This window comes from Streptomyces sp. SID3343, assembly GCF_009865215.1.
Taxonomy (GTDB): domain Bacteria; phylum Actinomycetota; class Actinomycetes; order Streptomycetales; family Streptomycetaceae; genus Embleya.
In genome coordinates this window covers 1-7,563 of record NZ_WWJX01001487.1, presented here as the reverse complement: position 1 = coordinate 7,563, position 7,563 = coordinate 1, and the positions used below count along the sequence as shown (strand labels likewise).

General features: G+C 68.9%; 4 protein-coding genes and 1 pseudogene. 2 read left to right on the top strand and 3 right to left on the bottom strand.

The window, feature by feature from the left end; genetic code table 11:
• Positions 1–32: 32 nt before the first annotated feature.
• The 3 genes from GT354_RS47395 to GT354_RS47385 all read right to left on the bottom strand — a co-directional run bounded on the left by GT354_RS47395 (position 33) and on the right by GT354_RS47385 (position 5,006).
• A complete protein-coding gene (locus GT354_RS47395) occupies positions 33–878 on the bottom strand; it encodes an SDR family NAD(P)-dependent oxidoreductase (RefSeq protein ID WP_346012504.1) in 846 nt (281 codons plus the stop codon).
• A 94-nt stretch (positions 879–972) separates the two neighbouring features.
• A complete protein-coding gene (locus GT354_RS47390) occupies positions 973–1,767 on the bottom strand; it encodes an alpha/beta fold hydrolase (RefSeq protein ID WP_161363988.1) in 795 nt (264 codons plus the stop codon).
• Positions 1,768–2,174: 407 nt separating this feature from the next.
• Entirely contained in the window at positions 2,175–5,006 is a 2,832-nt protein-coding gene (locus GT354_RS47385) for an efflux RND transporter permease subunit (RefSeq protein ID WP_161363986.1), read from the bottom strand.
• Between the two features lie 403 nt (positions 5,007–5,409).
• Between GT354_RS47385 and GT354_RS47380 the strand changes: the two genes are divergently transcribed.
• Both GT354_RS47380 and GT354_RS47375 read left to right on the top strand, forming a co-directional pair.
• A complete protein-coding gene (locus tag GT354_RS47380) occupies positions 5,410–6,612 on the top strand; it encodes an SDR family oxidoreductase (protein WP_161363984.1) in 1,203 nt (400 codons plus the stop codon).
• A gap of 56 nt (positions 6,613–6,668) precedes the next feature.
• Positions 6,669–7,563 (top strand): annotated as a pseudogene (locus GT354_RS47375) (2-nitropropane dioxygenase); the annotation flags it as partial.

Sequence of the window (7,563 nt, the reverse complement as noted above, 5' to 3'; positions counted from 1 at the left end):
CGATCCGATCGGATCGAGCAGGCCGACGTCGGTTACGGCGACACTTCGGCGGGGCTCTTCGCCGCCTGGCGGGCCACCTTCGCCCGAGCCCGCTCGATCGACGCGTGCACGACCGGTTCGAACGCCGAACCCAGGAACCTGGTGCCCAGATCCATCATCTTCGCGTCGGCGCCGATGCATACGCGCGTCCGACCCTTGCGCACGCTCGTGAGGATCACCCGCGCGGCGTGTTCCGCGGAGGTCTTGGACAGCGACTCGTGCACCGCGACCACGTCGTCCCGGTCGGCACCCTCCGGCGTCCGCGAATTGCGCACGATGGCGGTCCTGATCCCGCCGGGGAACGCGGTGGTCACCCCGATCTCGCTGCCCTCGCGCCGTAGTTCGTTGCGCAACGACTCGGTGAACCCGCGCACCGCGTACTTCGTCGCGGAGTAGGCGCTGCGCAGGGGCATGCCGAACAGTCCGAACGAGGACGAGATGTTGACCAGATGCGCCCCGGCGTCGCGGTCGGCCCGACGAAGGTAGGGCAGGAACGCCTTCGTGCCGTGGACCACGCCCCAGAAGTTGACGCCCATGATCCACTCGAAGTCGGCCCACTCCATCTCGTCGACGCTCGCGGTCAACGCCACACCGGCGTTGTTGATCACGAGGTTGACCGCGTCGAAGCGCTCGGCCGTCGCGTCCGCCCAGTCCTGGACGGCCGCACGTTGCGCCACGTCGACCACGTCGGCGTACACCCGGCCCGCGCCGAGAAGGCGGGCCTGCTCCGCCGTTTCGGTCAGCCCGTCCGCGTCGACGTCCGCGAGGGCCAACCTCGCCCCCTGCCGGGCGAGCGCGAACGAGAGCGCCTGCCCGATGCCCGAAGCGGCTCCCGTCACCGTACACACGCGACCTGCGTAGTCTCGAATCACACGCTCACCCCAGATGGTCGACATACTTCGGACGGACGAAGAAAGCACGTGCTCTCGACGTTCAGGTGAGCGTGCCGACCATGCTCCGCAGGTCACTGGAGAGGTCGGTGAGAAGGCTCGGCAGTGCTTCGTGGACATACAGATGTCCGCCGGAGTATGTCCGCAGCCGCACCGGCATCGTGGTTTGTTCCTGCCAATTCGACAAGGATTCCACGGCGACCATGGTGTCGTCGCGAGCGCCGAAGACACTCACCGGACAATCCAACGGCGCCTCGTGGACGTACCGGTGGTGGAGGGCCAACAACAGGTCGGCCATCATCGGTGGCCCGAAGGCGGACATCGCGCCCAGGTCACGGAATACCTCGGGCGGCAGCAGATCGGTCAGACCCAATTGGCGCCAGGGCTGGTCGGATACCAGGATCGGCCGGCACGCCTGGGCGAACGCGCCGCCCTGCGGCGGGGGGACCGCCGACATGGCCAGCAGCGCCGGCAGCCGATATCCGCAACGGCGCAGCTCACGCACGGTGTCGAAAGCGATCATCGCGCCGATGCTGTGCCCGAAGAAGACGAACGGGCGTCCGTCGTCGGAGTCCATGATCAATTCCGCGACCATCGCGCACAGTTGGACCGGGTCGGTGAGCGAGACCTCGTCCGCTCGCGCGCCGCGTCCCGGAAGTCGCACGGCCGTCAGTTCGACGAAATCCGGCAGGTATTCGACCCACGGCACGAACATCGTCGCGTCCGCACCGGCGTAGGGGACCGTGAGCAGTCGTACGGAGGCTTGCGGGCGGGGCACGAAAGTGACGAGGTCCGGGCGTACGGAACGAACGTTGGGCGGGCGGCACATGGATTCCATGGGCGATTCTCGATTCGTCTCACGCGAAAAGGCTGAGGTCGGGTGGTCTGGTCGCGCTTACCGTCCGAAATGACGGTCGATCGCCGAAACTCTATGCCCTCAAGGGAGTTCCGCCGGAAACGAATACGCCCGAAAGAGGGAATGGAGACAAGCGCGGCGCCGGCGAAAGGGAACAGTCGTCCGAATCGCGGAATTCGTTGGTCGAAGGCCGAGTCCGGTCCGCGAAACCGGCGGGACGGGCGGGGCCGACGGGTATTCGAGGCACCCGCTCGGCGGGTCCGACCGCGGGCACGAAGTCCCGTCCCGCCGTGGCCGGTTGCCTGCTCCGGTCCGGGTGGCGTGTCGCGCCGCGTCTCCGCTTTCGACCCTCGACGTCGCCTCGACCGACAGGTCGGCCGGCAGACGAGTCAGGGAGCCGGCTTCTCCGACGCCGCCGGGTCGGACCCCGACGCCCCGGCCACGGATGCCCGGGACAACGAAGCGTCGGACCTCGGCTCCTCGGGCGGATTCGTCGAGCCGGCCGAGTCCGCCGGGTTCGTCGGGTCCGTCGAGACTGTCGGGTCCGTCGGGTTCGTCGGGTTCGTCGAGTCCATTGGGTCCGTCACGTCCGTCAGGTCCGGCGAGTTCGGCGAGTTCGTCGAGTCGGTCGAGTCCGCCGAGTCCGCCGAGTCGGTCGAGTCGACCGAGTCGACCGAACTCCCCACATCGTCCGAGCCGTCCGGGCCGACCGGGCCGACCGAACCGCCCGAGTCGACCAAGTCGTCCGCACTGACCGAGCCGCCGTCGCCCGAAGCACCCGAAGCACCCGAAGCACCCGAAGCACCCGAAGCACCCGAAGCATCAGAAACGCCCGACGTGTCCGACCCTCCCGGCACGCCCGACCCCCCCGGCACACCCGACCCCAACCGCACCTCACTCCGCGCGTCGGGCAGTTTCGCCCGCGCTTCGCGCGGCAGCCGACGGGGAAGCGACGGCGCCCACCAGTTGGCGCGGCCGGTGAGTTGCATGAGAGCGGGGACCAACACCCCACGCACGACGGTGGCATCCACGACGACCGCGACCGCGAGACCCACGCCCACCACCTTGAGCAGCGCGACATGGGAGAGGGTGAGCGCGACCATGGTGGCGGCGACGATCAGGGCCGCTGCCGTGAACAGTCGGCCGGTGTGCTCGATGCCGAAGACGATCGACCGGGAGTTGTCCCCGGTGCGGACGAACTCCTCCTTGATCCGGGCGAGCAGGAAGACCTCGTAGTCCACGGAGATCCCGAAGGCGACGGCCAGCGTCAGCAGCGGCATCGTGCTCTCCAAGGATCCGTCGGTGGTGAAGTCGCCCACCACCGACCGCAGATGGCCGTCCTGGAAGATGTAGACGATCGCACCCAGGCTCGCCATCATGCTCAACAGCCCCATCAGCACCGCCTTGACCGGCACCAGGACGCTGCGGGTGAACAGGAAGAGCATGACCAGAGTGCCGATCAGCATGATCCCTCCGCCGTAGGGGAGGGCGTCGCGCAGGGCGCTCTTGGTGTCGGTCAACTCCGCGGTCTTGCCGGCGACCACGTGAGGCTGCGGCGCGGGCAGGGTGCGCAGCTCGCGAACGAGTGCGACGGTGTTCGGTGCCTGGCTGCCGTCGGTGGACACGACGCGCAGCACGCTGCCGGCGGTGGCGGCAGACGCCGGGGGTACGGATGGGCGTTCCGGGCGGACCACGCGCAGCCCGCTCGCCGAGGCCGCGGCGTCCGCCGCGGGCGCGAGTTCCGGACGGGGGACGGGCAGGCCCGCGCGGTAGTCGCCGGTGTCGGCGAGGACGTGCGACACGTGGGGCAACGCGGACAACCGCCGGGCGTACGCGTCGATCGCGGCGGCATCGGTCGTCGCGTTCGCGCGGGGCAGGATCACCGGGATGATGCGCTCGGGAGGATCGGCGAAGTCGGTGCGCAGCAGTTGGGCGGTGTGGTGCGGCTCCGACGCGGTCGGCAGGATCTTCTCGTCGATCGTGGTGAACCGCGCGTGGGTGAAGGGCAGAGCCAGGGCCAGGAGCAGTACGGCGGCGGTGCCACCGCACAGGATCGGTCGGGCGGTGGCCGCTCGGGCGATCCGGCGCCAGACGGGGCTGCCGCCCCCGACCCGGGAGGTGCCTCGGCGCAGTCGGCGAAAGGGGTCCAGCCGGTCCAACCGCGGTCCCAGGACGGCGAGCAGCGCGGGCAGGACGAGCAGTGACGTCAGCGCGGAGATCAGCACGACCAGGATCGATGCCCAGGCCAGTGAGCGCAGGAGTTCCAGGGGGAACACGAACAGCGCCGACAGGCACAGTGCCACGGTCGCCGCGGAGAACAGCACGGCGCGCCCGGCCGTGGACATGCTGCGCGCGATCGCCTCGCGTGGCTCGGCTCCCCGGGCGATCTCCTCGCGATAGCGGGTCACGATGAACAGGGCGTAGTCGACGGACAGCGCGAAGCCCAGCGCCGCGCAGATGTTGATCGCGAAGACGGTGATCGGCATCACCAGGGTCAGCGTGGCCAACACGGCGAGGGCTCCCGCCACCGACACCGCGCCGATGGCGACCGGGATCGCCGCCGCGGTCAGCGACCCGAACGCCAGCAGCAGGATGATCAACGTCAGGGGTGCGGCGAGGAGTTCGCCCCGTTTGAGGTCGCGTTCGGACTCGTCGGTGGCCTGTGCGTTCAGCCACGCCGGCCCGGTGACGCTCACCCGCAGATCGCCGGCGGCGTGACGGGCAGCGGGGACGAGTGCGCGAGCGGTGGCGACGTGCTCGCGTTCGGTTCCGGTCAGGTCGACGCGGACCAGGGCGCCGAGTCCGTCCTGGGACCGCAACAGGGGGGAACCGGTGTTCCAGTAGGAGGTGGCCCGGGTCACGCCGGGGCGGCCCGCGATCAGCGCGGTCAGTCGGCGCCCCGTGTCGGCGACGGCGGCGTCGTCCACCGGGGTGCGGGCGCGGACGTACAACACCAGGTCCGGGGATTCGGCCCCGTAGCGGGCGGCGATCCGCTCGGCCTCGGCCGCCTGTGTTCCGGTCGCGTCGAACCCGCCGTTGGACCAGCGGTCCTTGGCACCCGCGACGATCGTGGCGGCCAACACCAGGACGATCAACGCGCCCACCAGGAACCAGCGTCGGTGTCGAACGCACCGCCCCGCGAGGCGGTTCAGCGCGCCGTCGGCCGCGCGCTCGGGCGGCGCCTCGCGCTCCGAGGGCGGGATCGGGATTGTGTCGAGCATTGCTTGTCCTCCCATGACGACGTCGCCGCCACTGGGGCGGGATGCGCCGCTCGCAAGCCGAGATGCCGATGGACTGAAGGCGTGAAGGCGTGAAGGCGCAGCGACCGGGGCCGTCATCGCCGCGCGGGCGGCGGCCGGCGGCGGGCAAATTCCGTCGCCGACGATCCGCCGGGCACCGGGGGACGTACGGGTGAATTGCCTGCGCCGGAAGCGAGGGTACCCCGGGTACCCGCCCGCAACTCACGATTGTGGGCGAGAGGGCCCGTCGCGAGGAAAAGTCGGATATTAGGAATCGAATGTCAGCACGAAGCCGATGGAACAGGGGTGCGAATGGGTGATGCCTTTGTCGATTCGGGTATTTTATAACCCGACCGACCCCTGTTCGTGCGATTAGCCCGTTGTGATGAATCCGCCTCGCGCCCCCGTTACCCGCGCATATTCGCCTGTGGCCGTGGCTAGAATCGGCGTGCAATACCGGGCATCGGCACCCACCGAGAAGAGGCAAACGACCTTGCGGGTTACTTTGACTGGCGGCACGGGCTTCCTGGGTCTGCGGCTCATTCGTGAACTCGTGAACCGGAATTGTTCGGTCACCCTGCTCTCGCGTCGAGGCAGTACGAGTTCGATCGACCGGATCTCGCACGGTCTTCAACTACTTTCGGAGACGACGGATTTCATTCACAAGTTTCGCCGGCTTGCCGACGAAACGGAGATCGAGATCGAACAGCCGCTGTTCGGCCTTCCGGACGACGCGCTGGAAAAGCTCGTCCGGCGGACTGACATGTTTTTCCACAGCGCCGGCAACATCGACCTCAATACGGGCGCCCGGTCGATTCGTCCCGTCAACGTCGACGGGACGCGCAACTTCCTGGACATCGCGTCCAGAAGTCCGTACGGCGCGCCCTTTTGTCACGTGAGTACCGCGTTCGTGGCCGGTTCCCGTCGATCCGGCAGGGTGTACGAAGCCGACCTGAACGACACGCACGGCTTCGAGAACGAATACGAGAGATCCAAGTGCGACGCCGAGGCCCTGGTGCATCGGTGGGCCCGTGACAACGGAATGCCGGCCCTGATCATGCGGCCCAGCATTCTCCTCACGGACCGCAGTCCGGTGTCGGGGCTGCCGGCCCACCCCTTTCAGACCATCAGCGGGCTGCTGCGGGCGTCGACCATCGAAAGAGGGATCGCCGGTCTTTCCATTCCGCGCGGTCTGCGGCCGGTCATCCACATGGTGGGAAGGCCCGACGCACGGCTCAACTGTCTCCCGGTCGAGGACGCCGCGAGTGCCATCGTGCGCATCGCCGCGGAGCACGGAACCACGGATGTCGCAACGCACCACATCGTGCACCCGGAGAACGTCTCGGCCGAGACCTTGATCGAGCTCTTCGAAAAGTTCGCGCCCATCCGCATCAAGCTCGCGTCCGCGTTGCCCGAAAGGCTCTCGCCGGCCGAGCAGCGCTTTCACAGCTACGCCGGATTCTCCGCCTACTTTCGGCACACCCGTGTCTACGACGACCGCAACACGCGCCGCGTCCTGGGCTCCGCCTGTTCGCAGACCCCCGTCGACATGGCTTACCTACTGTCCGGAACGTACGCGATTCGTTGACGGTCGACGAAACCGAAGCCAAGTTCCCTTTCCGGAAGGCCACAGGAAAACCGTTCATGACCATCGGACTGCAGGAATCCCCTCGTCGTGAAGTGTCGGACCTCACCGCGGCCGGCCTCCTCGCCGTGCTCCGGCAACCGCGGAGCGCGGCCCGGATCGTCCGCCGCCTGTCCGACTCGGCAACCGGCGCCGTCCTGGGCGAAGAGCCCGTCGAAGGCTGCGAAATCGTCGGCACACTCCCGCCGTTGTATCCCGAATGGCTCGGCGACCGCTCCTTCACCGCCGACCACGGCGTCCGATTCCCTTACGTCGCAGGGGAGATGGCGCAGGGCATCGCGGGTGTCGCCATGGTCAAGGCGATGGCACGCGCCGACCTGCTGGGCATCTTCGGCGCGGCCGGCCTGCCCATCCACGCGGTGCGCGCGGCCATCGAGGAACTCCGCCGCGATCTGCCCGAACAGGCGTCGTGGGGAGTGAACATCATCCACAACCCGCACTCGCCCGCGTGGGAGAACGAGGTCGCCGCGCTCGCCATCGCGCACGGGGTGCGATGCATCTCGGTATCGGCCTTCAGCGAGGTCACCCGTGCCCTCGTGCACGGGGGCGCCGCGGGTCTGCACGTCGGGCCCGACGGTCGGATCCGCCGGGCGCGGATGCTGATGGCCAAGGTGTCGCGCCCCGAGGTCGCCGCGCAGTTCTTCGCGCCCGCGCCCGCGGCCCTGGTACAGGAGTTGGTCGCCGAAGGTCTGCTGACCCCGGACGAGGCCGCGCTCGCGGCGCACGTGCCGATGGTCGACGACCTCACCGTGGAATCGGACAGCGGCGGGCACACCGACGGCCGGCCGCTGGCCACGGCGCTCCCGCAGATCCTGGCCCTGCGCGACGAGGTCGCCCACCGGCACGGCATCGAACCGCGCACCAGGATCGGCGCGGCCGGCGGCCTGGGCACCC